This window comes from Pseudomonas sp. GW821-FHT01E10, from assembly GCF_059422365.1.
Map to the genome: position 1 here is coordinate 13,259 of NZ_JBWKWT010000031.1, position 20,288 is coordinate 33,546.

The following is a 20,288-nucleotide window of genomic DNA, read 5'->3' on the forward strand; positions in this document are numbered from 1 at the left end:
GAATTTGGATGGGATTTACAAAAATCTAGGCCGCGTATCATATCCAATTTAGGTAAAACTGTACCAGCGCTGCGGCAAGATCTGCCTGCAAGGCTTGTTCCAGACACCACGCCTCGGCATGTTTTTCCAGTTCCGGCCAATGTTTGCGGGTTGATTTCCAGTACTCGCCCATTGTCTCACCTGCATTCCATGCCCGCCATAGACCGCTGATCGCCTCGCCAGCAGGTTTGGACAGGCCTTGGGTGTACAGGGTCAGGAAGGCGTCGAGCTTGTCCAGGTGGATATCTTCGTCCTGCCGATAGATGTGCCAGAGCATTGGCCGGCCTGCCCATTGCGCGCGAACAAAGGAATCTTCGCCGCGCACGGCGTTGAAATCGCAGCTCCACAGCAGCAGGTCATATTGATCCTGCCGGACGAACGGCAGCACTTGCACGGTCAGGGCATCGCGCACATGCACCGCGCCGGCCGTCAGCCCGTCCACTGCGAGCCAGCGTTCGACGTCGCCGAGAATCCGCCCCTCGGGCACCAACAGATGAGTGGGCGTCGAGTCGGCAGCCATGGCGTCGAGCCAACTGGCCAGCCCGTTATTCTCGTAGGCGAACAGCGAGATCAGCTGTGCATTCGGGGCGCGTTCAACCCCCAGGCCTTGCAGGAACTCTCGCTGAGCCTCGGGACTTTGCTGAAACTGCCGACGTCGTTCGAGCACCCCCCTCTCACGCAGCAAGCCACCGGTGCCCTTGCGAAAACCCGGGAAGAAAAAGAACTTCTGCACGTTCTTGTACTTCACCGACGGCAAGCCGTGACAACCGACGACCCAGTCTTCGGCGCTCAGATAATCGAGGTTCATCCACAGCGGCGGCTTTTCCCGCTCGGCCATGGCCTCCATATAAGCACTCGGCAACTGGCAGGCGAACGCGGCGATAACGACATCCGCGGCTTCGGTGGGTTGCCAGTGCGCTGACCACTGCCGCACCTCGACACCCTGCTGCCACTGCTGCGTAGCGTGGATGTCGATTTCTGGACACAACCGCTCGAAGGCCCGCAGGTCATCGACCCACAAGCGCACCGTCACTGAATGTTCGGCCACCAGTTGGCGGGCCAGACGCCAGGTCACACCGATGTCGCCGAAATTGTCGACCACGGTGCAAAAAATATCCCAGCGGGTTTTCATTTCAGGCATCCCAGGTTCCCGTTGGCAAAAGCGCCGATTGTCCGCATAAATTACCCCGCGCAGAAGAGCCGACGACGATTAATCTTCGTGCGACAATCGCCACTCGCCCGCGACCACCCGCCAGGAGGCAGTCATGCCCTACCGTCCCCACCCGCGCCGCTCCATGCCGATCCAGCTCAATGCGCTGCAACTGACCGGCAGCATCGCCCTCGGTTTGTGGCTGGGATTTATCGCGATCGCACTGACTTGCTGGCTCGCCTGGCGCCTGTTGTTCAACGAGCAATTGGCACCCTTGGCCCAGGCGGTGGAGCAACTGGCCAAGCCGCCGGTGATTGAACAACCCGCTGCGCAAAACCCGATGTTCGAACAGTACGAGGAACACCTGCGCAGGAACGATCAGCAGCAAATGGTGGAACAGGCCAGAAGTAGCAAACACAATCTGGCCAATCCAAAATGTCAGTTCTGGCTGCAACAGGACCAGACCGCGCCGAGCGAAAAAAGCCGCGCCAACGTCCTGCAATTCTGCGATTGATCATGAAGCTCTCTATGCACAAGCCGACCGTCCACCAACTGATTATCGACAAGCTGCGGATCGATCTCGATATCGCCGAGCGTGCCGCGCAAACCGCTTACGAAACCGCGACCCACGAAGAAAACATAGCCGAAAACAAGTACGACACCCTGGGGCTGGAGGCGTCTTATCTGGCGGCCGGGCAGGCCAGGCGAGTGGAAGAAATCAGGCTGTCATTGACCCTTTGCCAGAACCTGACACTGCGGCCTTATGACGAGCGGCGCGGCATCGAGGTCGGCGCTCTGCTCGGCCTGGAAGACGAAAAGGGTCGCGAACAATGGCTGTTCCTGGCCCCCGACGCAGCCGGATTGAAGATTGATCTGGTGGGGCAACTGATTACCGTCATCACCCCTCGTTCGCCGCTGGGTAAAAGCCTGCTGGGCAAGTTCGAAGGGGATGAAGTGGAGATTCTGGTGGCGGGCGCTCGGCAACAGTTTGCTGTCACCGAGGTGGTCTAGCGTCTGTTGACGCTTAATGGACCGGCAGTTCGACGCCGTCGAACAGCTCTTCCAGTTCCTGTTTGTTGTGGCACTGAATGGCCTTGGCCATCACTTCGCGGGTCAGGTGCGGAGCGAATTTCTCGATGAAGTCGCACATGAAGCCACGCAGGAAAGTACCGCGACGGAAACCGATTTTGGTAATACTGGATTCGAACAACTCGCTGGCATCGAGCACCACCAGGTCGCTATCGAGCTTGGTATCGACTGCCATTTTCGCCACGATGCCCACGCCCAGCCCCAGGCGAACGTACGTCTTGATCACGTCGGCGTCAGCGGCGGTGAACACCACTTTCGGTGTCAGGCCACGGTGGCTGAAGGCTTCGTCGAGTTTCGAACGGCCGGTGAAACCGAATACGTACGTCACGATCGGGTATTCGGCCAGGGCTTCGAGGGTCAGCTTCGACAGCTTGGTCAGCGGGTGGCCCTGAGGCACGACCACGCAGCGGTTCCAGCGATAGCACGGCATCATCACCAGATCACCGAACAGCTCCAGGGCTTCGGTGGCGATGGCGAAATCGACGGTGCCGTCCGCAGCCATCTCGGCGATCTGCATCGGCGAACCCTGGTGCATGTGCAGGGCAACATCCGGGTATTGCTTGATGAAATTGCTGATCACCGGTGGCAATGCATAACGCGCCTGGGTGTGGGTGGTGGCGATCGACAGGGTGCCTTTTTTCTCGTTGGAGAATTCCTGGGCGATCTGTTTGATGCTTTCAACTTTGCGCAGGATCTCACCGGCGGTGGTGATGATGCGCTCGCCAGCCGGGGTAACGCGGGTCAGATGCTTGCCGCTGCGGGCGAAAACCTCGACCCCCAATTCGTCTTCCAGCAGACGAATCTGTTTGCTGATGCCCGGTTGCGAGGTGTAGAGGCTTTGGGCTGTAGCAGAAACGTTGAGGTCGTGGTGCGCCACTTCCCAGATGTAGCGCAATTGTTGAAGCTTCATATGAATCCCTCAAAGCAGGTAGACGCCACGGGCATCAGCGACGGTATATAACTATATTAATGGTTAGACCAATAAATCTAGAACTTTTTTGTCAAAATGCCATTATTCGTGTTCTAGCGATCCTCTTTGCGGCGACGCTCTACCAGCGGCACCAAATAGACCGGCACCCTGGCCAGTTGCAACACGCGCGCAGCGGTTCGACCCAACGGCGTTTCCGCGCCAGCACCATGGCTGTGACTCCCTACGATCAGTAAATCGACAGAGAGTTTCTGCGCCTGGTCGAGAATCACCTGCGACGGATCGCCCTGCAGCACCCGCACAGCCTGAATCCGCTGCAAATCCTGCTCTCCTTCATCCCCCAGCTCTTCGCGAAAGTTGTCGAGCACCCGTTGCTGAATATTGGCGATCACATTGTTCAGACCTTGACTGTGAAATTCGTTCAAGGCCTTCTCGTCGAGATAGCTTTGCAACACGGATTCGGCAAACAGCCCCATGGGCTCTACCGCGTGCACCACATACAAGTCGGCATTGAATATTCGAGCCAGTTCCAAGGCATGCTGCATCACCAATGGTGCGTACAGACCCAAGTCAGTGGCATACAGCATCGAACGAATCATATGACCTCCTCAAATGCCAACATGGCGGAGATTGATTCAGCTTAGCAGTGCCGTGGCGAGTGCGGCGCCCGGCGCAACGTATTGAACCGCCGGGCTTTAAACCGACGGCTCGTTACTGATGCCATGGGGCACGTGCCCGGTGGCGACCACTTCGCGGGCCAGTTCGCAATGGCCTGCCTGATCGTCGAAAAATACGTCGGCGGCAAAGGCTTCGAGAAAAGCCGATTTGGTCAGGCCGCCAAGAAACAGCGATTCGTCCAGACGAATGTCCCATTCGCGCAAGGTACGGATCACCCGTTCATGGGCCGGCGCCGATCGCGCGGTCACCAGCGCGGTACGGATCGGACAGGCATCATCGGGAAACTCGCGCTGCAACAGATTGAGCGCCGCGAGGAAACCTTTGAACGGCCCGCCACGCAAAGACTCGCGGGCCGCCTCACGCTCGCTGGCCTGAAACGCCGCCAGGCCTCCCGACTGATAGACCCGCTCCGACTCGTCGGAAAACAGCACCGCGTCACCGTCGAAGGCAATGCGCAATTCATCGCTGGCGGCGCGACTGGCACCGCCCGATAGAATAGTCGCTGCGGCGAATCCGGCCTCCAGCGCATTGCGCACATCTTCGGCATGGGTCGAGAGAAACAGGTCGCAACCAAAAGCCTTGAGGTACGGATAAGGACTGCGCCCGCCGACGAACGCCGCACGCGAGATCGACAGGCCATAGTGATGAATCGAGTTGAAAACCCGCAGGCCGGTGTCGGCGCTGTTACGCGACACAAGGATCACCTCGACCCGGGCACGGCCGAGACGGGTATTCAGGTTCAGGAGTTTTTCCACCAACGGGAATGCATCGCCAGGCTCGAGAATTTCGTCTTCGTGTTCGATCTGGTACTGCCGATAAGCCTCGACGCCGCTCGACAGATAGACCTTGTGGCTCTCGCTCAAGTCGAACAGCGCTCGCGAAGAAATCGCCAGCACCAGTTTGTCGTCTATGACATTTGCCATGCCCTTCCCCCTTCTTGACCGACTCAGTGGTTACGTCGGTCGATAAAACTCAAGCTGCGATACAAGGCCTCGATTCGCGGCAACTCACATCCCGCCGCCTTCGCCGCTGCCAGTGGCCGAGTGTAGATGGCGTCCAGTTCCAGCGGCCGCTTGTGCAGAAAATCGTGATGCATGCTCGGCCAGTAGTCGGGCATTTTCTCGGTCATCATGAACAGATAATCGGCGTAACCCGGCGGCATGTCATGACCGCAAGCCTTGGCCCCCTGAACCACTTCGGCCATCAAGGCCTGAATCAGCGCGCGGCTGTCGGCATCCGCCATCAACGGTGTGGTGCTGGCCCCGAGCAGCACCGACAGACCGTTGTAGGGAATATTCCAGACCAGTTTCTTCCAGCGCGCCTGCTGCAGATTCGGCATGGCCTGGGCGTCGATACCGGCCGTGCGGAACAATCCGGCGCCCTCCTCGACGATGTTCATGCGTACCTGTGCATCGGCGGCGGGGCCACTGTGGTAGCCGACATTCACCGCCCCCAGCGCTTGATGGGTGATGACCCCGGGGCCGGCGCGATGGACGCAGATCAGACAAAGCCCGCCCAGCAGATGCAGCGAATCGGGGAGCAACTCGCGCAGATGGTCTTCGACGTCCAGGCCATTTTGCAGCAACAGCACTTTGGCATCAGGTGCCGCGGCTTGAATAATGGCCGGTGCCAGGTCCGCGTTGCTGGTGGTCTTGGCGCCCACCAGCAGCCAGTCACAGGGCGGCATGTCGGCAGCCGACGAATAGGCCTGGACCGGGTTCAGGGTCAGCGGGCCCAACGACGCATGGTCAAGATGCAAGCCGCGTTCGGCCACCGCTGAAAACTCGCTGCGCAACAGAAAATGCACATCGAAGCCGGCACGCGCCAGCATCAGCCCGTAGAAACCACCGATCGCGCCGGTCCCGATAATGCCGATTGTCGGCTTGGCCACTGTGCCTGTCATGGCAGCTCCTCTGCTGGTCGATTCAACGCCTGGTCCACAGCCTCGTTGAGCGCTGTGCGGGTCAGGCGCGACTGTAGCGCCCCGAAATACTCACCGTCGCGCACCACAAACAGTGCCGGCAAATGAAAGACCCGATAACGCTCAACCACCCCGCCATTGCTTCCGGCATCGATCCAGCACAGCCGATCGACCGCCAGTTCGAGCCTGGGCAACTGCTCGCGGGCAAAACGGCAACTGGCACAGCCGACGCTGGTAAAAATCACCAGTGAAATGCCGCTCATTGCCAGCAACCGTTGGTCGGCGTCGAAATCGGTCAGTTCCGATTCGACCACTATACTGGGAGAAACAGTGTCAAGTGGCCGACACAGGGAGTCCGTGTTCATGAGACGTTATCTTCCTCATCCTGACGATGTGCCCGTCGAATTAACGTTGCTCAAACATGAGTGTATTTCGCGGCAAGAGCTGCACACTATCAGCCTCGGCGGCATGGCTTGCAATTACCACCGCGCGTGGCGCCACGGTACGGCGCTGGAAATACGCATGCCGACCCTGAACCCGGACTTGCGTTTCCTGGGTTATGTGGCGTGGTGCTTGCGACGCAAACGCGGCTATCTGGTGGGGATCGCCTTCGTCGACGAACAGACGCTGTTTTGCGCGCGGATGGGTGAGCAGATCTGCCAGATCGAACGTTACTGCCGTCAGCATGAACCCCAAAGCCAACAGCAGAACAATGAGACCCTGGCCCTCGAGTGGGTCCAGCAGCACGCCGACGAGTTCTCCCACGATACAGTCAGCAAGGCATTTGCGCAGCCAATGGCCGGTTAGGGTGCATTCCCCATCAGTTTCCCCGCCACGGTGGGGGAAACTGATGGGGAATGCCCATTAAACCGGTGTCTGCCCATTGTCGAGCCACGGTGTAACGCGCTAAGGTTCTGCTCCCCGACGCGCTTAATTTGCTGTGCTCCGCCGCGCGGGTTCGCTGGCGGCCGGCACCCGTGACCTGACGAGTAAACGATGGCTGATTTACCGATCAACGACCTAAACGTCGCCTCCAACGAGACCCTGATCACTCCCGATCAGCTCAAGCGTGATATCCCTCTGAGCGACGCTGCCCTGCGCACCGTCACCAAGGGCCGCGAAGTCATTCGCAACATTCTTGATGGCACCGACCACCGCCTGTTCGTCGTGATCGGGCCGTGCTCGATCCATGACATCAAGGCTGCCCACGAATACGCCGAGCGCCTGAAAGTGCTCGCGGCCGAAGTGTCCGATACCCTGTATCTGGTCATGCGCGTGTATTTCGAGAAGCCACGCACCACTGTTGGCTGGAAAGGCTTGATCAACGATCCGTACCTGGACGACTCGTTCAAGATTCAGGATGGCCTGCACATCGGTCGTCAGTTGCTGCTGGACCTGGCCGAGATGGGCCTGCCGACCGCAACCGAAGCCCTCGACCCGATCTCCCCGCAATACTTGCAGGACCTGATCAGCTGGTCGGCTATCGGCGCACGCACCACCGAATCCCAGACGCACCGTGAAATGGCTTCCGGCCTGTCTTCGGCCGTCGGCTTCAAGAACGGCACCGATGGCGGCCTGACGGTGGCCATCAACGCCCTGCAATCGGTTTCCAGCCCACACCGTTTCCTGGGCATCAACCAGGAAGGTGGCGTATCGATCGTCACCACCAAGGGCAACGCCTATGGTCACGTGGTACTGCGCGGTGGCAACGGCAAGCCGAACTACGATTCGGTCAGCGTCGCGCTCTGCGAGCAAGCGCTGAAAAAGGCCAACATCAAGCCGAACATCATGGTCGATTGCAGCCACGCCAACTCCAACAAGGATCCGGCCCTGCAACCGCTGGTGATGGAGAACGTCGCCAACCAGATCCTCGAAGGCAACCAGTCAATCATCGGCCTGATGGTCGAGAGCCACTTGAACTGGGGCTGCCAGGCAATCCCGAAAGACCTCGCCGACCTGCAATACGGCGTGTCGATCACCGATGCCTGTATCGATTGGACTGCCACTGAAAACACCTTGCGCAGCATGCATGCCAAGCTCAAGGACGTGTTGCCTAAACGCAATCGCAGCTGATCGCCGTTTCGCGCATAAAAAAACGCCAGGTTTGAACCTGGCGTTTTTTTATGCGTTGGTTTTGCTCACAGCTTGGCAGCATGCCGCTGATGACGCTCCATGTAGCGCTCCACGTAGGAGCACGATGGAATCACCGTGTAGCCCATTTCATCAGCGTATTGCAGCGCCTGCTCGGTCAAAGCCGCCGCAATGCCGCGACCACGCAACGCGTTGGGCACAAAAGTGCGATAAATATCCAGGGTCTGTTTTCCCAGATCCATATAGGTCAGGTAGGCACGATAACCGTCCACAGTGGTCTCGAACTGATGACCAGCCTGGTCATGGTGGATGGACAACGCCTCGCTCATCACTACTCCTCGCGGGTCTTTAATTCTGACCCCTACCTTACCGATGTTTTTCCGGCGAAGGAACAACTACGCCACCCCGTGCCTGAATGGACACCGAGAGAGCCGCACCAATCTCGCGCAACCGAGCACGTATCAAATAGTAGGCACCATTGGCAAAAATGCTCAAGGGACGCTCGTCATTGTGCATCGGGTGGCGGGTGTTGCCGCGGATTACGCAGGAACGGCTCGACCGAACGGGTCAAAGCCTGAACATTGCCGGATATTGAGACTTAAGACGAGCGCCCTTTGTTTAAGTCACCTCAACATGGATAAAGATATGCGAGCGGCTGCGCAAAATTCGAACACAAGTGTAGACAAACCCATCTAGACGGACTTTGGGCAAGACCAAAAAACAGCCGCCGGGCCAGGGAACTTTTTCCCAACGGCTCGCTCAGTTCGGGCCTCGTAGCTGGATATTTTTTATACAACGCAGTTAAAAGTTGCTCGAAAAAGAATCAACGCCTACAATTTTTTTTGCTTCTTGCGCTACGTCAGTTTACTTACTACAAGTAATGGGTAGTATGTACGCCGGCTATTTCCTCACTCTGAGGAGACAGCTACTTAATAGAAAGTCCTTGAAGGGGAACACGATGAACAACGTTCTGAAATTCTCTGCTCTGGCTCTGGCCGCAGTTCTGGCTACCGGTTGCAGCAGCGTATCGAAAGAAACTGAAGCACGTCTGACTGCTACTGAAGACGCAGCAGCTCGCTCCCAAGCTCGTGCAGACGAAGCTTACCGTAAAGCTGATGAAGCTCTGGCTGCTGCTCAAAAAGCACAACAGACTGCTGACGAAGCTAACGAGCGTGCTCTGCGCATGCTGGAAAAAGCTAGCCGCAAGTAATAATCCTTCGGGATTGTTATCAAGCCGATCCATTTTTTGGGTCGGCTTTTTTATTGCCTGAGGTTTCTGCAGGCCATAAAAAACCCGCCGATGCGGCCTGCATCGGCGGGTTGCTTTAACGCGTTACTGCTGCAGGTCGATCGGCGCACTCGAGACCATCGGTGCCGACGTATTCGGCACGGCGATTTCCACCGGCAGGCCATCCTCAGCGGCGACCACGTCGCGCACTACATCCCAGTTCATGCGCAAGTTGTTGGTGATGTCCTCACGCTTGAGCATCGCATTGATCACGGCGGTGTGCTTGTCGACCACCGAAGGGTTGCCCTTGTCATCCAGCGGCGTGTGCGCTTCCAGATAAACCTTGCCGCCACTGAGGCCGAACTTGTACGGATCGTTGAGGATGCGAACCGACGTCCCTACCGGCACCATGCTGGCCATTTCCAGCACGTTGTTGTTGAACATGCGGAAGCAACCGTGGCTGGTACGCATGCCAATGCCGAACTTCTTGTTCGAACCGTGGATAAGGTACCCCGGAGTGCCCAGGGTGAATTTGAATGGCCCCAGCGGGTTATCCGGGCCGGCCGGCACTACGTTCGGCAGTGGGTCGCCATCGGCGGCGTGCTCAGCCTTGATCGACGCTGGAGGGGTCCAGGTCGGGTTCGGCGTCTTGGCGACGATGCTGGTGTGGGCAATCGGCGAACCCCAGCCTTCACGGCCGATACCCAGCGGGAAGGTGTACACCACGTTCCGGCCTTTCGGGTAGTAGTAGAGGCGGTATTCAGCCAGATTGATGACGATGCCTTCACGCGGGCCAGGTGGCAGGATGAAGCGCGTCGGCAGGACGATTTCGGTACCGGCGCCCGGCAGCCATGGATCGACGCCAGGGTTGGCCGCGACCATTTCCAAATAGCCCAGGTCGTAGGTGGTGCCAAGGTCGGCGAAGGTGTCTTCGTATTTGGCCTTGATCACTTGCACCTGGCCGACAATGTCTTCACCGGGTGGTGGCAGGGGCAACTCCAATGCTGCAACGGGACCCGCCACGCAGAGCGCAGCAAGAGACAGGCAGCGGGTGACGGCGGGAAAGCGCGGCAACATCCGGAAAATCCTTCGCATGATCGACAAGGGTATAAAAACCCGATTGTACACCGCCGCCCGTTATTTCGGGGAGATGCAAGACCTGCGGCGAGGGGGATTACCTGTGGTGGAAGCTTTCCTGTGGCAAGGGAGCTACAGCTCGAACCGCAACTCAGGCCAGATCGGCGAAGTGCCGCGTTTTTGCGATTCCAGAATGGCCCGGCACAGCGAGCACAGGCGCTGGTCCTGGAAGACCGTGCGATCGACGCTCGACCAGCGTGGTTGCGCCGGCAACAGGCTGCCGCACAGGGTTCGGTCCGCCGAACCACCCAGCTCCAGCTGACGGGTCACCAGATGCACCCGCACTTCCTGGCAGGCGAACAGATCCAGCTGTTCGTCAGGCTCGATCAGTTGATAGGCAAAAAGGGACCAGGCGGGACGCGGCATCGGGGCCTCCAAATCGGGGGCGCCACCTTAGCCGAAACGCCGCCGCTAGAAAAGCGTCAAAGCAGCGGTTTCAGTGTCGGCCAGACATTTTCCAGCAACTTGCCCTGAGCCCCCGCCGCCGGGTGCAGGCCGTCGGATTGCATCAGGTCTGGATGACCGCCCACGCCGTCGAGAAAAAACGGCACCAGCGGGATTTTTTTCTCGTCGGCCACCTTGGTGAAAGCCTCGGCAAATGCCTGGGTGTAACGCGCACCGTAGTTGGGCGGCAACTGCATGCCCAGCAGCAGTACCTTGGCACCACTGGCGCGGGAGCTGTCGATCATCGATGCAAGATTTTGTTGCAATTGTGTTGGCAGCATTCCGCGCAGTCCGTCATTGCCCCCCAACTCGAGGATAACCAGCTCAGGCTTATGCTCTGCAAGCAGCGCCGGCAGGCGTGCCCGGCCTCCGGCACTGGTGTCGCCACTGATGGATGCATTGACCACCTTATCGTCGAAACCTTCGTGCTTGAGCCGTTGCTCGAGCAATGACACCCACCCCAACCGGGTATCCAGGCCGAAACCGGCGCTGATACTATCGCCAACGATCAGGACTGTACCCGCCGCTGCGTTCTGGGCCATGCACATCAAGGCCAGGCCAGCACTCAAAAACCACACACGCATCGGATTCTCCATGGGCGCAAGCATTCTCACCGCGAAGAACCTCAGCAAAGTGGTTCCCAGCGCGGAAGGTGAACTGACTATCCTGCACGAACTCAGCCTGGAACTGAACAAGGGCGATAGCCTGGCCATTGTCGGCGCCTCCGGTTCCGGCAAATCCACCCTCCTCGGTCTGCTTGCCGGCCTCGACCTGCCGAGCAGCGGCGAAGTCACTCTCGCCGGCCAAGGCCTGAGCAATCTCGACGAAGACCAGCGCGCGCGCATTCGCGCCGAGCACGTGGGGTTTGTCTTCCAATCCTTTCAACTGCTCGACAGCCTCAACGCCCTGGAAAACGTCATGCTGCCGCTGGAACTCGATGGCCGCAAAGACGCCCGTGAGCGCGCCACCGAGCTGTTGCAACGGGTCGGCCTGGGTCAACGCCTGACCCACTCGCCGCGCCAGCTCTCCGGTGGCGAACAGCAGCGTGTGGCGATTGCCCGTGCCTTCGCCGCCGAGCCCGATGTGTTGTTCGCCGATGAGCCCACCGGCAACCTCGACAGCCACACTGGCGAGCGCATCAGCGATCTGCTATTCGAACTCAACAAGGAACGCGGCACCACCCTGGTGCTGGTAACTCATGACGAACGCCTGGCACATCGCTGCCGGCGCCTGATCCGCCTTGAAGCCGGCCTGCTGGTCGCCCCTCTGGAGCCTTGATGGCACGCCTGCCGCTGTTGCGCCTGTTCAGTCTCGCCATTCGCCAACTGCTGCGCGATGCCCGCGCCGGTGAGTTGCGCGTGTTGTTCTTCGCCTTGCTGGTGGCCGTGGCGGCGAGTACCGCCATCGGTTACTTCGGCGCCCGCCTGAACGGCGCCATGATGCTGCGCGCCACCGAGTTTCTCGGCGCCGACCTGTTGCTGGAAGGCAGTTCGCCGGCGCGGCCGGAACAGATCAATAGTGGCATCGAGCTGGGCCTTGAACATGCTCAGGTGGTGGAATTTTCCAGTGTCATTGCCACCGACAACGGTATTCAGCTGTCCAGCATCAAAGCCGCCGATGACGTCTACCCGTTGCGCGGCGAACTGAAAAGCGCCCCCGCGCCGTTCGCGCAGGAAGCGCCCGGGGGCGGTCCGAAACCCGGCGAAGCCTGGGTTGAAGCGCGACTGCTGAGTGCGCTGGACTTGAAGATCGGCGACAGCATCGATGTCGGCATGAAAACCCTGAAACTGGCGCGGGTGCTGACCTACGAACCGGATCGCGCCGGCAACTTCTACAGCCTGACGCCACGGGTGCTGATCAATCTCAGCGACCTCGAGGCGACCGGCGTGGTGCAACCCGGCAGCCGGGTCAGTTACCGCGAACTCTGGCGCGGCAACGCCCAGGCGCTGGAAACCTATCGTCAATTGATCAAGCCAGGCCTGGCCGCCAACCAGCGCATCCAGGATGCCCGCGATGGCAATCGGCAGATCGGCGGTGCCTTGGGCAAGGCCGAACGTTACTTGAACATGGCCAGCCTGGTAGCGGTGCTGCTGTCCGGCGTGGCGGTGGCGTTGTCGGCGACACGCTTCGCCACCCGCCGATTCGATGCCAGTGCATTGCTGCGCTGTCTGGGCCTGTCCCGCCGGGAAACCATGGTGCTGTTCAGTCTGCAACTGACAGTTCTCGGACTGCTCGCCAGCATCAGCGGCGCCCTGCTTGGGTGGCTGGCGCAGCTCGGGCTGTTTGCGCTGCTGCATGATTTACTGCCGACTGACGTTCCACCGGGAGGCCTGTTGCCGGCCATTGCGGGGATCGGCACCGGGCTGGTCGCGCTGGCCGGTTTCGCCCTGCCGCCGTTGGCCGCTTTGGGGCGAGTCCCACCGCTGCGGGTATTGCGCCGGGACTTGCTACCGATTCCCTCCAGCACCTGGATGGTCTATGGCGCGGCGTTGGGCGCCCTCGGCCTGATCATGTGGCGTTTGAGCCTGGACCTGGTGCTGACTTTCGCCCTGCTCGGCGGCGGCGTGATCGCGGCACTGGTGCTTGGCGGTTTGCTCTTGCTGCTGCTCAAGAGCCTGCGCCGGATGCTGGCCCTCGCCTCATTGCCATGGCGTCTGGGGTTGGGCCAACTGTTGCGCCATCCACTGGCGGCGGCGGGTCAATCCCTGGCCTTCGGCTTGATTCTGCTGTCGATGGCGTTGATCGCTTTGCTGCGTGGCGAGCTGCTCGACACCTGGCAAAACCAGTTGCCGAAAAATGCCCCGAACTATTTCGCCCTGAACATTCTGCCGGCGGACAAACAAGCCTTCAGCGATCGGTTGATGGAGCTGTCAGCACAATCGGCACCGCTGTACCCGGTGGTGCCGGGACGGCTGATCAGCATCAATGGCAAACCGGTGCAGGAGATCGTCAGCAAGGACTCGGCCGGTGACCGGGCCATTCAACGCGACCTGAGCCTGACCTGGGCGGCGGACCTGCCGGCGGGCAACAAGCTCACCGCCGGCAACTGGTGGGATCAGCAACCGGCGGATGAACTACCCGGTGTTTCGGTGGAAGGCAAAGTTGCCGAAAGCCTCAAGCTCAAGCTCGGCGATCACATGGTGTTTAGCGTTGGCGGGGTCAATCGGGAGGCGAAAGTCACCAGCCTGCGGGAGATCAACTGGGACAACTTCCAGCCGAACTTTTTCATGATCTTCCAACCCGGCACCTTGAAGGATTTGCCGGCGACCTACCTGACCAGTTTCTATCTGGCACCCGGTCACGACCAGCAGATCGTCGACCTGTCCCGCAGTTTTCCAGCGGTGACCATCCTGCAAGTCGAAGCGTTGCTGGAGCAATTGCGCAGCATTCTCGCGCAAGTGACCCTGGCAGTGGAGTACGTGCTGTTGTTCGTGTTGGCGGCGGGGATGGCGGTATTGTTCTCCGGCTTGCAGGCCACCCTCGATGAACGTATTCGCCAAGGCGCGTTGCTGCGAGCGCTGGGCGCCGAACGGCAGTTGCTGGTCAGGGCCCGGCGAATCGAGTTCGGTTTGCTCGGCGCGGTCAGCGGGCTGTTGGCGGCATTGGGCTCGGAACTGGTGAGCCTGGTGCTCTACCGCTACGCCTTCGATCTGCCCTGGCATCCGCATCCATGGCTGCTGGTCATGCCGCTGATCGGCGCGGCGCTGATCGGCGGTGCCGGTGTATTCGGCACGCGCCGCGCCTTGAACGCCAGCCCGCTGACAGTCTTGCGCGAGGGTTGATAAACTCAAGTACGCTTGTTTAAAAACCCGATTCAAGAACTCAACCACAAGAAGTCGCCATGAGCCGTTATCGCCCTCCCCGCACCGCCGGCACCGCGCTGATCACCCCCGAAGGTGAAGCGCGGATGCGCGCCGAGTTTCATGAGCTCTGGCATGTGCGCCGACCGCAAGTGACGCAATCGGTCAGCGAGGCGGCGGCCCAGGGCGATCGCTCGGAAAACGCCGAATATACCTACGGCAAAAAGATGCTGCGCGAGATCGATAGCCGTGTGCGCTTTCTCACCAAACGGTTGGAAGCGCTCAAGGTGATCAGTGAAAAGCCCAGCGATCCGAACAAGGTCTACTTTGGCGCCTGGGTCACGATCGAAGACGAGGACGGCAAAGAGTCGCGCTATCGCATCGTCGGCCCGGATGAGCTGGACCTGAAGCTAGGCCTGATCAGCATCGACTCACCGCTGGCCCGCGCCTTGATCGGCAAGGCACTGGACGCCGAAGTGCGAGTGCAGACACCAACCGGTGAGCAGTGCGTGTATATCGTGGCAATCGACTATTTTTGAGCCACGGTGCTAGCCTCAGCAGCGGGCAATCAGCCCTTGGCGCGCGACGCGGGTCAGTTGCCTGATCACTTCAGGCGCGTCCTCGGCGCTGGGTGCCTGAATCACCGCCAGATCGAAACTGTCTGTCGCGAAGCGCTCCAGCGACTCGCCATCTTCGACAAACTGGATCAGGAATGCTGCCGGACCGCCGGTGCGACGTGGCCAGCCATCGAGGTAACGCAACAGCGTCGGCTGATGTTTACCGCCAAGCAGGATTTTTGGATTGCGCTGGGTGAGATGTGCCGTAATCGGCGCGGGGCGTACAACGGGGTTCAATGCATTCATTGTGTCGTGTCTCTGCCTCAAAAGTCTGCATGGCAGGTGAGAGGCAACACCGAACCAGCGCTTTAGCGGTATTTCGAAGCCTGTTTCAAGCTTCTATCGGCAACTGAATGAGTCACCTGGCGCCCCGCAAGTAGCTGTTTAAATCGGCGCATGAGCAGCATCCTAGAGAAGCTGACCGGACAGTGTCAAGAATCGCCAGCAACAAAAAAAGGCCCGCACAGTGCATCACACTGCGCGGGCCTTTTTGTTGAGTCAGAGCGGTCAGTCGGAGATGGCGCGGTCGACCGAGAGCTTGCCTGCGCCTTCGATCAGCACTGCGAGGCTGCCACCGAGCAAGGCCAGGGCGAATTCATAACCGTTGTTGGCCATGAACAGACCGTTGCTGATGTGCACCGAGAAAATCGCAACCAGCGAGAGGAAGGTCAGCCCCAACGCCGCCGGACGTGCCAGCAGGCCGATGATCAGCGCCAGACCGCCGAAGAATTCAGTACCACCAGCCAGGATTGCCATCAGGTGACCGGGCGCCAATCCAATGCTTTCCATGTACTGCGCGGTGCCGGCAATGCCGTAGCCGCCGAATGCCCCGAAGAGTTTCTGTGAGCCGTGGGCCGCGAAGATGATGCCGACGAAAATCCGCAGAATCGTCAGGCCGTAGCCAGCGCGGGTAGACAGTACCTTGTTGATCAGTGTGCTCATGCTGTGTCATCCATTGTGAGAGTGTGTTGGTTGGTCGCCATATTAATCGGTTTATCTCATGTTAAAAGCGCAAAAAACGCACCATAACAATCAGATTAGTCGATCATTTACGTAAGGCAACTTTCTGCCCCTGAGGCTCCAACGATTCCCGCTCCCGATCGAACGCCAGGTAATACTTGTTCACGCTATTAACATAGCTGACAGCCCCCATTCCCACCTGCTCCATGGCGATGCGCTCAACCTGGAAAAACCACTGATTAGGATTCAGGCCGCGCCGCCGAGCCTCGGCCCGCATGCCCTGGACCCGCTCCGGTCCCATGTTGTAGGCCGCCAGCACGAACGCCATCCGTTCGCGCTCGTTGAGTTTGGGGCTGGCAAAGAATTTGCGGCGGATCATCGCCAGGTACTTGGCGCTGGCCTGCACATTGGCATCGAGATTCTGAATGTCACTGACGCCAACCCGTTGGGCGGCCGAAGGTGTTATTTGCATAAGGCCGGTGGGGCCACCGCCATTTCTGGCGGAGGGTTGCAACGCCGATTCCTTGAAGGCCAGCGCTGCCAGGTTCAGCCAGTCCATGTCCTGGGCTTGAGCGTGTTTTTGCAGCACCGGTCGAAGTTTTTCCAGGCGCTGACGATCGGCCTTGGCCAAGGGATAGTGCACTTGATACAGGCGCCGGTAGATCCGCAGGAACGCCGCATCCTGGTCCGACGGTTGTTTGTAGGTGGTCAAGAAACGGTCGATGCTCGCCCGCAGCATCGAGGCGTCGCGGCGTACGAACCAGTATTCCTCGCCCGGCTCACGGATGAGGACCTGTCGATCGAAGCGCAACTTGGGCAGGATCTTGCCCCAGCGCTCGGCGATCGGTTGCTCGACGATGGTCAGATGGAAGATCCCGCCCTGGACCATTTCCAGTACGTCCTCGACGGCCAGGCTTGGGTCGACCCACTCGATCTTCACCGGGGGCAGTTTGTGCAGCGCGAGCTTCTGATTGATCTGGCTGACCGCATCCCCGGCAGCACTACCGGTGGGCAGCGCGAGGGTTTTACCCGAGAGTTGTTCAAGGTGGGTGTAACGCCGTTCGCCTTTGATCCCCACCAGCAGTAACGGCACGTCGCTGGCAATCGGCTCACTGGTGCTGACCGCGTGCCCCGATTGCGGATCAAGCAATTCCCCCGGCGCGACCAGATCGCCCTCCCCGCGCTGCAACGCGCCGAGCAGTTGATCCTTGGCTTTGGGAATGATCTTGAGGGTGATTTCCTGGCCGTCACGGGCGTGGCCATTAAGGTATTGCTCGAAAGCCCGCAGGCGGTGGTATTCGACGCCGATGGCCTGGCCCTGAACTTCGCCGGAGCTGTTGCGGCTCTGGTTGACCAGCACCCGCAGCACACGGCTACTGCGAATCTCCGCCAGGTCGCGGACCTTGGCTGCCGGTACGGCTTGCAACGGCCCGGCCAGACGCGCAACCGCCGGCATCGGCAGCAGCAACGAACAACACAGCAGTAACAAAACCGAGGGACGTGTCATCCACTCTCCGGAAAGAATACTGGCCAACCTCATGAGAGATTTCATGACATCGGGCAACAGAAACAGAGCGCTTGAAGCGCTGATAAAGTGCGAGAGAGTGGCACAGTGATGGCAAATCTACCAACCCCGACCTGCCTCGCGGCCTCAACAGACAGCTTTAACTCGTTGTAGTTCTTGGTTTTTCTTATAAATCTACAGCTCTGATATGCTTTCCGGCCTTTGGTCCGAGGTAGCACCATGCAACTCATCGATATCGGCGTCAACCTGACCAACCCCAGTTTTGCCGACAAACACCAGGCTGTACTCGACCGAGCCTACGCTGCCGGGGTCTGCCAACTGGTGCTTACCGGGACCAGCGTCGAGGGCAGCGAACAGGCGCTGGAACTGTGCCGGCAACTGGACGAAAGCGCTCAACGACTGTTCGCTACCGCCGGCATTCACCCGCATTCAGCCAGCGACTGGAACGCCGACAGCGCCCAGCGTCTGCGCAGTTTGCTCAAGGAGCCGAACGTAGTGGCCGTGGGTGAATGCGGCCTCGATTTCAATCGTGATTTCTCGCCCCGCCCGCAACAGGAAAAAGTCCTAGAAGAACATCTGGCAATGGCGGTCGAACTGCAACTGCCGGTGTTCCTGCATGAGCGCGACGCCAGTCAACGACTGCTGGAGATCCTGCACGATTACCGCGACCGGTTGCCGGCCGCCGTGGTGCACTGCTTCACCGGAGAAAAGAAGGCGCTGTTCAGCTATCTCGATCTGGATTTGCACATCGGCATCACTGGCTGGATCTGCGACGAACGCCGGGGCACGCACCTGCATCCGTTGGTCAAGGAGATTAAACGCGGGCGCCTGATGCTGGAGAGCGACGCGCCGTATCTGCTGCCCCGCAGCTTGCGCCCCAAGCCGAAGAACGGTCGCAACGAGCCAGCGTATCTGACTGAAGTGTTGCGTGAAGTGGCGTTGCATCGCAGGGAAAGCATGGAAGATCTCGCCGCCCACAGCACCGCCAGCGCCCGGGCGTTTTTCGGGTTGCCCTCGATCCCCCAGTAACCACTTGAGAACCGTGGCGGTCATTGACCCATATCAAGATTCGACGCACTGAGTAGCGGCACAATAATGGCACCTTGCCAAAACTGTTTCCGCTATCAGAGAAGACCTCCATGGGTGCCTGGCTTAGCAATATCTCGCTGAAATACAAATTCTGGGCAGTCAACGCCGTCGCCTTTGTCACCACCCTGTTGCTGGTGCTGTACGCCGTGCAGCTCGAACAACAGGCCCGCAGTCACGCCGCGCAAGTATCGGCCCAGGCCCAGGCACGATTGCTCAATGCCTGGCCTGCCGGGCAGCCGCTGCCCAAGGCCGACAACCTGCTGACCTTCAATCGTGGGCAGGCGCCTTTACTGAACGGGCAACCACTTCTGGAACTGACCGATACCCTCGGTTGGGTCCAAATCAATGCCATGCCGCTGTTCGGGGAAAATCCGTTGATGGGTGCCGAGGTGTTCGCTCGTCCCGACGGTCAACAGGTCGCGGTCGTTGCCTACAGCCCGAGCCTGAGCCAGGTGTTCGGCGAGCGCTTCACTCACTACGCGGTAGCGGTGTTCATCCTGATGCTGGCGATGCTCGGCGCGTCGCAACTGTTGATCCGCTTCCTGCTCAGCCAGCTCAACACCTTGAAAGAGGTGATGCTCCACGTCGAGAAAACCGGTGACCTGTCGGCCCGTGTGCCCCTGGCCTGCAAGGACGAAGTCGGGCAGATGGCCAACGCCTTCAATGCCATGCAGGCCGGCTACCAGCGGGTGGTCAACACTGTCGCCAGCACCGCCCGGCAACTGGACGTCGGCGCCGCGCGACTGGCCGCGAGCATGAATGAAGTGCGTCACGGCATGCTCGGCCAGCAAAGCGAAACCGATCAGGCCGCCACGGCGATCAACGAAATGACCGCCACGGTCCATCACATTGCCCAACATGCCGGCGCCACCCGCGACCTCTCGCAAACCGCCGACACCCTGGCTGGCAGCGGTCAGGAAGTGGTGACTCGGGTGCAAAAATCGATTGGCGGATTGTCCACCGGCGTGCAGCAAACCGCCGAGATGATTCAGCGCCTGGCCGAGGACAGCCAGAAGATCAACGGCGTGGTCAACGTGATTCACAGCATCGCTGAACAAACCAACCTGCTGGCCCTGAACGCGGCCATCGAAGCGGCCCGGGCCGGTGAAATGGGCCGAGGGTTTGCGGTAGTCGCCGATGAGGTGCGCAACCTGGCCAAACGGGTCCAGACGTCCACCGACGAGATCACCACCATGGTTTCAGCGCTGCAGGCCGGGACTCGGGATGCGGTGGATTTCATGCAGGAAAGTTCGTACAAGGCGGACGACTGCATGCAACAGGCCCAGGAAGCCAGTGTGGCCCTGGCTGAAATCACCGGTGCGGTGGCGCAAATGCGTGAAAGCAATACGCAGATCGCAGTGGCGGCCGAGCAGCAGAGTCATGTGGCGGAGGAGATGAATCGGGCCGTGGTGAGCATTCGCGACGTGACCGAGAATACCGTGAAGCAGACCGTGAACTCGGCGATTACCAGCAATGAATTGGCGATGTTGGCCGGGGAATTGAGCAAGGCCATCGGGCAGCTCAAGCTTTAAGGGCCCGCGAAGGCAGTCAACATGAATATCGACCATGACCCCTATCGCGCCGATAGCCAG

At 59.7% G+C, this 20,288-nt stretch carries 23 protein-coding genes; 10 read left to right on the forward strand and 13 right to left on the reverse strand.

Features of this window, described 5'->3' with window-relative positions:
• Positions 1 to 37: 37 nt before the first annotated feature.
• Positions 38 to 1,180: an elongation factor P maturation arginine rhamnosyltransferase EarP gene (gene earP, locus AC07V0_RS28605; RefSeq protein ID WP_457327320.1), complete on the reverse strand. Its 1,143-nt coding sequence runs from the start codon at positions 1,178 to 1,180 to the stop codon at positions 38 to 40.
• A gap of 124 nt (positions 1,181 to 1,304) precedes the next feature.
• Between earP and AC07V0_RS28610 the strand changes: the two genes are divergently transcribed.
• Positions 1,305 to 1,703, forward strand: coding sequence for a hypothetical protein (locus tag AC07V0_RS28610; protein ID WP_007939998.1), 399 nt, complete (start codon positions 1,305 to 1,307; stop codon positions 1,701 to 1,703).
• A 14-nt stretch (positions 1,704 to 1,717) separates the two neighbouring features.
• On the forward strand, positions 1,718 to 2,200 hold the full coding sequence (locus AC07V0_RS28615; RefSeq protein WP_018929794.1) for a GreA/GreB family elongation factor: 483 nt from the start codon (positions 1,718 to 1,720) through the stop codon (positions 2,198 to 2,200).
• A 13-nt stretch (positions 2,201 to 2,213) separates the two neighbouring features.
• Here the strand turns inward: AC07V0_RS28615 and cysB are convergent, their stop codons facing one another.
• From cysB to AC07V0_RS28640, 5 genes are all read right to left on the reverse strand, one after another.
• Positions 2,214 to 3,188 carry an HTH-type transcriptional regulator CysB gene (cysB, locus tag AC07V0_RS28620; protein ID WP_007899921.1) on the reverse strand — a complete coding sequence of 325 codons (975 nt, stop codon included), beginning with the start codon at positions 3,186 to 3,188 and terminating at the stop codon, positions 2,214 to 2,216.
• Positions 3,189 to 3,301: 113 nt separating this feature from the next.
• Complete coding sequence (locus AC07V0_RS28625; protein ID WP_457327321.1) at positions 3,302 to 3,805, reverse strand: universal stress protein; 504 nt, start codon at positions 3,803 to 3,805, stop codon at positions 3,302 to 3,304.
• 96 nt (positions 3,806 to 3,901) lie between these two features.
• Complete coding sequence (locus tag AC07V0_RS28630; RefSeq protein ID WP_457327322.1) at positions 3,902 to 4,807, reverse strand: 5'-nucleotidase; 906 nt, start codon at positions 4,805 to 4,807, stop codon at positions 3,902 to 3,904.
• A 23-nt stretch (positions 4,808 to 4,830) separates the two neighbouring features.
• Complete coding sequence (locus AC07V0_RS28635; RefSeq protein ID WP_457327323.1) at positions 4,831 to 5,787, reverse strand: putative 2-dehydropantoate 2-reductase; 957 nt, start codon at positions 5,785 to 5,787, stop codon at positions 4,831 to 4,833.
• Complete coding sequence (locus AC07V0_RS28640) at positions 5,784 to 6,170, reverse strand: thioredoxin family protein (protein ID WP_007939991.1); 387 nt, start codon at positions 6,168 to 6,170, stop codon at positions 5,784 to 5,786. Before AC07V0_RS28640 ends, AC07V0_RS28635 begins: the two co-directional genes overlap by 4 nt.
• Here AC07V0_RS28640 and AC07V0_RS28645 point away from each other — a divergent pair.
• Both AC07V0_RS28645 and AC07V0_RS28650 read left to right on the forward strand, forming a co-directional pair.
• Positions 6,169 to 6,612 carry a PilZ domain-containing protein gene (locus AC07V0_RS28645; RefSeq protein ID WP_081625788.1) on the forward strand — a complete coding sequence of 148 codons (444 nt, stop codon included), beginning with the start codon at positions 6,169 to 6,171 and terminating at the stop codon, positions 6,610 to 6,612. The two genes, AC07V0_RS28640 and AC07V0_RS28645, sit on opposite strands and share 2 nt — an antisense overlap.
• Positions 6,613 to 6,801: 189 nt before the next feature.
• Entirely contained in the window at positions 6,802 to 7,878 is a 1,077-nt protein-coding gene (locus tag AC07V0_RS28650; protein ID WP_018929799.1) for a 3-deoxy-7-phosphoheptulonate synthase, read from the forward strand.
• A gap of 65 nt (positions 7,879 to 7,943) precedes the next feature.
• Here the strand turns inward: AC07V0_RS28650 and AC07V0_RS28655 are convergent, their stop codons facing one another.
• Positions 7,944 to 8,225 carry a GNAT family N-acetyltransferase gene (locus tag AC07V0_RS28655; protein WP_007939987.1) on the reverse strand — a complete coding sequence of 94 codons (282 nt, stop codon included), beginning with the start codon at positions 8,223 to 8,225 and terminating at the stop codon, positions 7,944 to 7,946.
• A gap of 629 nt (positions 8,226 to 8,854) precedes the next feature.
• Between AC07V0_RS28655 and oprI the strand changes: the two genes are divergently transcribed.
• A complete protein-coding gene (gene oprI / locus AC07V0_RS28660; protein WP_003172710.1) occupies positions 8,855 to 9,106 on the forward strand; it encodes an outer membrane lipoprotei OprI in 252 nt (83 codons plus the stop codon).
• Between the two features lie 123 nt (positions 9,107 to 9,229).
• Here the strand turns inward: oprI and AC07V0_RS28665 are convergent, their stop codons facing one another.
• The 3 genes from AC07V0_RS28665 to AC07V0_RS28675 form a co-directional block, all read right to left on the reverse strand.
• Positions 9,230 to 10,201 carry a L,D-transpeptidase family protein gene (locus AC07V0_RS28665; RefSeq protein WP_018929800.1) on the reverse strand — a complete coding sequence of 324 codons (972 nt, stop codon included), beginning with the start codon at positions 10,199 to 10,201 and terminating at the stop codon, positions 9,230 to 9,232.
• Between the two features lie 132 nt (positions 10,202 to 10,333).
• Positions 10,334 to 10,627: a hypothetical protein gene (locus AC07V0_RS28670; RefSeq protein ID WP_007899882.1), complete on the reverse strand. Its 294-nt coding sequence runs from the start codon at positions 10,625 to 10,627 to the stop codon at positions 10,334 to 10,336.
• A 56-nt stretch (positions 10,628 to 10,683) separates the two neighbouring features.
• On the reverse strand, positions 10,684 to 11,289 hold the full coding sequence (locus tag AC07V0_RS28675) for an arylesterase (protein ID WP_018929801.1): 606 nt from the start codon (positions 11,287 to 11,289) through the stop codon (positions 10,684 to 10,686).
• Positions 11,290 to 11,299: 10 nt separating this feature from the next.
• Between AC07V0_RS28675 and AC07V0_RS28680 the strand changes: the two genes are divergently transcribed.
• The 3 genes from AC07V0_RS28680 to greB are packed head-to-tail and all read left to right on the forward strand — an operon-like array spanning position 11,300 to position 15,044.
• The gene (locus AC07V0_RS28680) at positions 11,300 to 11,983 is read left to right on the forward strand and encodes an ABC transporter ATP-binding protein (protein ID WP_007939984.1); all 684 of its coding nucleotides are present in this window, start codon (positions 11,300 to 11,302) and stop codon (positions 11,981 to 11,983) included.
• The gene (locus AC07V0_RS28685) at positions 11,983 to 14,487 is read left to right on the forward strand and encodes an ABC transporter permease (protein ID WP_495020125.1); all 2,505 of its coding nucleotides are present in this window, start codon (positions 11,983 to 11,985) and stop codon (positions 14,485 to 14,487) included. The genes AC07V0_RS28680 and AC07V0_RS28685 overlap by 1 nt, the downstream gene beginning before the upstream one ends.
• Before the next feature lie 59 nt (positions 14,488 to 14,546).
• Positions 14,547 to 15,044 carry a transcription elongation factor GreB gene (greB, locus tag AC07V0_RS28690; protein ID WP_457327325.1) on the forward strand — a complete coding sequence of 166 codons (498 nt, stop codon included), beginning with the start codon at positions 14,547 to 14,549 and terminating at the stop codon, positions 15,042 to 15,044.
• A gap of 15 nt (positions 15,045 to 15,059) precedes the next feature.
• Here the strand turns inward: greB and AC07V0_RS28695 are convergent, their stop codons facing one another.
• The 3 genes from AC07V0_RS28695 to AC07V0_RS28705 form a co-directional block, all read right to left on the reverse strand.
• Entirely contained in the window at positions 15,060 to 15,368 is a 309-nt protein-coding gene (locus AC07V0_RS28695; protein ID WP_007939981.1) for a hypothetical protein, read from the reverse strand.
• Positions 15,369 to 15,629: 261 nt separating this feature from the next.
• Positions 15,630 to 16,064 carry a DoxX family protein gene (locus AC07V0_RS28700; RefSeq protein WP_086944660.1) on the reverse strand — a complete coding sequence of 145 codons (435 nt, stop codon included), beginning with the start codon at positions 16,062 to 16,064 and terminating at the stop codon, positions 15,630 to 15,632.
• A gap of 103 nt (positions 16,065 to 16,167) precedes the next feature.
• On the reverse strand, positions 16,168 to 17,589 hold the full coding sequence (locus AC07V0_RS28705) for an MltF family protein (RefSeq protein ID WP_018929805.1): 1,422 nt from the start codon (positions 17,587 to 17,589) through the stop codon (positions 16,168 to 16,170).
• A 237-nt stretch (positions 17,590 to 17,826) separates the two neighbouring features.
• Here AC07V0_RS28705 and AC07V0_RS28710 point away from each other — a divergent pair, with 237 nt between their 5' ends.
• Complete coding sequence (locus AC07V0_RS28710; protein ID WP_457327326.1) at positions 17,827 to 18,636, forward strand: TatD family hydrolase; 810 nt, start codon at positions 17,827 to 17,829, stop codon at positions 18,634 to 18,636.
• 110 nt (positions 18,637 to 18,746) lie between these two features.
• Positions 18,747 to 20,228, forward strand: a complete 1,482-nt coding sequence (locus AC07V0_RS28715; protein ID WP_495020126.1) for a methyl-accepting chemotaxis protein — start codon at positions 18,747 to 18,749, stop codon at positions 20,226 to 20,228.
• The last annotated feature ends 60 nt before the right edge of the window (positions 20,229 to 20,288 follow it).

Coding starts and splice junctions, on each gene's coding strand:
- earP (WP_457327320.1), bottom strand. CDS start 1,180: ATGCCTGAAATGAAAACCCGCTGGGATATTTTTTGCACCGTGGTCGAC.
- AC07V0_RS28610 (WP_007939998.1), top strand. CDS start 1,305: ATGCCCTACCGTCCCCACCCGCGCCGCTCCATGCCGATCCAGCTCAAT.
- AC07V0_RS28615 (WP_018929794.1), top strand. CDS start 1,718: ATGCACAAGCCGACCGTCCACCAACTGATTATCGACAAGCTGCGGATC.
- cysB (WP_007899921.1), bottom strand. CDS start 3,188: ATGAAGCTTCAACAATTGCGCTACATCTGGGAAGTGGCGCACCACGAC.
- AC07V0_RS28625 (WP_457327321.1), bottom strand. CDS start 3,805: ATGATTCGTTCGATGCTGTATGCCACTGACTTGGGTCTGTACGCACCA.
- AC07V0_RS28630 (WP_457327322.1), bottom strand. CDS start 4,807: ATGGCAAATGTCATAGACGACAAACTGGTGCTGGCGATTTCTTCGCGA.
- AC07V0_RS28635 (WP_457327323.1), bottom strand. CDS start 5,787: ATGACAGGCACAGTGGCCAAGCCGACAATCGGCATTATCGGGACCGGC.
- AC07V0_RS28645 (WP_081625788.1), top strand. CDS start 6,169: ATGAGACGTTATCTTCCTCATCCTGACGATGTGCCCGTCGAATTAACG.
- AC07V0_RS28640 (WP_007939991.1), bottom strand. CDS start 6,170: ATGAACACGGACTCCCTGTGTCGGCCACTTGACACTGTTTCTCCCAGT.
- AC07V0_RS28650 (WP_018929799.1), top strand. CDS start 6,802: ATGGCTGATTTACCGATCAACGACCTAAACGTCGCCTCCAACGAGACC.
- AC07V0_RS28655 (WP_007939987.1), bottom strand. CDS start 8,225: ATGAGCGAGGCGTTGTCCATCCACCATGACCAGGCTGGTCATCAGTTC.
- oprI (WP_003172710.1), top strand. CDS start 8,855: ATGAACAACGTTCTGAAATTCTCTGCTCTGGCTCTGGCCGCAGTTCTG.
- AC07V0_RS28665 (WP_018929800.1), bottom strand. CDS start 10,201: ATGTTGCCGCGCTTTCCCGCCGTCACCCGCTGCCTGTCTCTTGCTGCG.
- AC07V0_RS28670 (WP_007899882.1), bottom strand. CDS start 10,627: ATGCCGCGTCCCGCCTGGTCCCTTTTTGCCTATCAACTGATCGAGCCT.
- AC07V0_RS28675 (WP_018929801.1), bottom strand. CDS start 11,289: ATGCGTGTGTGGTTTTTGAGTGCTGGCCTGGCCTTGATGTGCATGGCC.
- AC07V0_RS28680 (WP_007939984.1), top strand. CDS start 11,300: ATGGGCGCAAGCATTCTCACCGCGAAGAACCTCAGCAAAGTGGTTCCC.
- AC07V0_RS28685 (WP_495020125.1), top strand. CDS start 11,983: ATGGCACGCCTGCCGCTGTTGCGCCTGTTCAGTCTCGCCATTCGCCAA.
- greB (WP_457327325.1), top strand. CDS start 14,547: ATGAGCCGTTATCGCCCTCCCCGCACCGCCGGCACCGCGCTGATCACC.
- AC07V0_RS28695 (WP_007939981.1), bottom strand. CDS start 15,368: ATGAATGCATTGAACCCCGTTGTACGCCCCGCGCCGATTACGGCACAT.
- AC07V0_RS28700 (WP_086944660.1), bottom strand. CDS start 16,064: ATGAGCACACTGATCAACAAGGTACTGTCTACCCGCGCTGGCTACGGC.
- AC07V0_RS28705 (WP_018929805.1), bottom strand. CDS start 17,589: ATGACACGTCCCTCGGTTTTGTTACTGCTGTGTTGTTCGTTGCTGCTG.
- AC07V0_RS28710 (WP_457327326.1), top strand. CDS start 17,827: ATGCAACTCATCGATATCGGCGTCAACCTGACCAACCCCAGTTTTGCC.
- AC07V0_RS28715 (WP_495020126.1), top strand. CDS start 18,747: ATGGGTGCCTGGCTTAGCAATATCTCGCTGAAATACAAATTCTGGGCA.